We start from the raw sequence: 3,240 nt of genomic DNA, 5'->3' as shown, positions 1-3,240 counted from the left end.
CAGAACCAGATTGTCAGCGGCACCAGCACCGATATCGCCGCAGGAAGTTCAGTCACCGTGACCATCAACGGCGTGGATTATCAGGCGACCGTCGGCGCGAACGGCGCGTGGTCTGCGGCGGTTCCGGCAGCGGACGTGGCGAACTGGCCTGCGGGTGCGTTGAATATCAGCGTGACCGGCACTGACGTGTCCGGCAACTCTGTGACCATCTCGAACAACGTCACCGTCGATCTGAGCAGTGTGGCAATCACCGTGGATACCATCGCGGCTGATGACATGATCAACGCAGCAGAAAAAGCGGCAGACCTGACGCTGACGGGGTCGACGCAAAACGTCGAAGCCGGACAGACCGTGACCGTGAATTTTGCGGGTCACACTTACACTACGACCGTTGGCACCGACGGCAGCTGGAGCGTGAAGGTTCCGGCAGGCGATATGACCAGCCTGAAAGACGGCGACGTGACCGCAACCGCCAGCGTTACCAACGTAGCGGGCAATAGCGCCAGCGCAGCGAATACGGCGGAAGTGGATGCATCGGCACCGACCGTAACCATTCAAACCATCAGCGCCAGTGATGTGCTGACCGCCATCAATGCGGGTACTGAGGTCACACTCAGCGGCACCAGTACGGCGCAGGCCGGGCAGACCGTCACCATCACGCTGGGCAGTGAAACTTACACCGCGACGGTAGCCGCAGACGGCACCTGGACAACCGGCGTGCCGAACAGCGTGTTCTCCGGTCTGGGCGACGGTTCTTATACCCTGACCGCCAGCGTCAGCGATATCGCAGGTAATCCGGCGACCGCCACCGGCACCGCGCAGGTTGATCTGACCGCGCCGGAAGTCACGATTAATACCGTGGCGGGCGATAACGTCATCAACAGCACCGAACACGGACAGGCGCAGGTGATCAGCGGCACCGTAAGCGGTGTGGACGCGGGTTCTGTGGTCACGGTGACCATCAACAACGTCGATTACCGTGCGGTCAGTGATGGCTCGGGTAACTGGAGCGTCGGGGTTCCGGCGAATGTGGTCAGCGGCCTGAATGATGGCAGCTACACCATCACCGCGAAGGTTACGGACACTGCCGGAAATACCGGTTCTGCCAGCCGCGACGTGACGGTGGAAACCACTGCGCCGGTATTTGTCATCAATGACATGGCGGGTGGCGATAACATTCTTAACGCTGCCGAAGCGCAGACCACGCTGACTGTCACCGGTACGGTGACAGGGCTGGCGGATGGCGCGACAGTTATCGTGACGCTTAACGGCCTGAACTATCAGGGTACCGTCAACGGCGGCGTCTGGAGTGCAGATATTCCGGCCAGCGATCTGGCGAACCTGGGGCAGGCGCTTTATCAGGTGAGCGTCAGCGGCACCGACGTTTATGGCAACAGCGGGTCTGCGGCTAAAACGCTGCAAACTTCCTCTGATAGCCCGGCGGTGACCATTAATACGGTCGCCGGTGATGACGTGATCAACGCCACTGAAATCACGCAGGATCAGGTGATCAGCGGCACCGTCACACACGCGGAAGCGGGACAAACCGTCACCGTGACCGTGGGCGGTAAAACCTACACCGCAGAGGTGCAGAATGATCTCTCCTGGAGCCTGACCGTTCCGGCAGCCGATCTGGCCGCCATGGGCGACGGCAGCCTGAACATTTCCGCCAGCGTGACCAACACCAGCGGCAACAGCGGTTCCGGTGAACGCGATATCGTCATTGATGCGGCAATCCCGGGTCTGCGCATCGACACCATTGCCGGCGACGATATCGTCAACAGCATCGAAATTAATCAGAACCAGATTGTCAGCGGTACCAGCACCGGTCTGGCCGCGGGCAGCAGCGTGACCGTGACCATCAACGGCGTCGATTATGCGGCGACCGTCGGCGCAGGCGGCAAGTGGTCAGCGGCAGTTCCTGCGGCTGACGTGGCGAACTGGCCTGCCGGTGAGCTGACGGTCTCTGTGAGCGGCACCAGTGCTGCGGGTAACAGCGTCACCATCAGCAATGACATCACCGTTGATCTCAGCAGCGTCAGTATCGCCATCGACACGGTTTCCACTGACAACATGCTGAATGCCGCAGAGAAAGCGGCAGATTTAACCCTGAGCGGTACTACGTTAAACGTTGAAGCTGGTCAGACGGTGACTGTTATTTTTGCGGGTCACAGCTACACCACTCAGGTGCAAACCGGTGGGACATGGAGCCTGACGGTTCCGGCTGCGGATATGACCCTGCTGAAAGATGGCGATGCCTCAATTCAGGTGTCGGTAACCAACACTGCCGGTAACAGCGCCAGTGCGGCACAGGATGTGACGGTTGATACCGTTGCGCCAGCCATCACCATTAACACCATCGCCGGTGACAATGTGCTCAACAGCACGGAAGCCGGTGCAGATGTGGTGCTGAGCGGCACGTCGACGGCAGAAGCCGGTCAGATCGTTACTGTCACCCTGAACGGCAAAGATTACACCGCGACCGTTGGCACCGACGGCAGCTGGAGCACGTCGGTTCCGGCAGCAGACGCCTCGGCGCTGACTGACGGCACCTATTCTGTGAATGCTACGGTGAAAGATGTCGCCGGTAACAGCAGCAGCGTCAGCGGTTCGGTGCTGGTGGATATCACCCCACCAGCTCTGACCATTAACACCGTGTCAGCCGACGACGTGATCAACGCGCAGGAGCATCAGCAGAACCTGTTGATCTCCGGTGGCAGCACAGGCGTTCCGGCGGGCGGATTAGTCACCGTTGACATCGACGGCCACAGCTACACCGCCGCAGTGGATACCAATGGCAACTGGAGCGTTGGTGTACCTGCGAACGTGGTCAGCACGCTGACCGACGGTTCCTACACCATCAGCGCAAGCGTCAAAGATGCCGCAGGCAACGACGGTTCAATTACACACGACGTCACGGTTGATACCGTTGCGCCGGTTCTGACCATTAACACCGTTGCAACCGACGACGTGATCAACGCCATCGAAAAAGGCGAAGCCCTGACCGTCAGCGGTACCAGCAACGGCGCGGAAGGCAGCTCCGTCACGCTGAATCTCAACGGCCAGAACTACACCGCAACCGTCAGCAACGGCGCATGGACGCTGAACGTTCCGGCGTCCGACGTCGCGAAACTCGGCGAAGCGGATTACACCCTGACCGCCAGCAGCACCGACGCGGCGGGTAACACCGGCAGCACCACGCACGACATTCTGGTCGACAGTTCGCTGCCGTCCGTGAGC

Annotated in this window: 1 protein-coding gene; it reads left to right on the top strand. The window is 60.3% G+C overall.

Annotation, left to right across the window (positions count from 1 at the left end; all coding sequences use genetic code 11):
* Positions 1-3,240 (top strand): Ig-like domain-containing protein (locus UC15_RS11435; RefSeq protein WP_157960980.1); only part of this gene is annotated, 3,240 nt, incomplete at both ends.

Source organism: Rahnella sp. AN3-3W3, assembly GCF_003263545.1.
Classification (GTDB): domain Bacteria; phylum Pseudomonadota; class Gammaproteobacteria; order Enterobacterales; family Enterobacteriaceae; genus Rahnella; species Rahnella variigena.
Note: the sequence above shows the minus strand (reverse complement) of the source record. Positions and strands in the feature narration are given on the sequence as shown.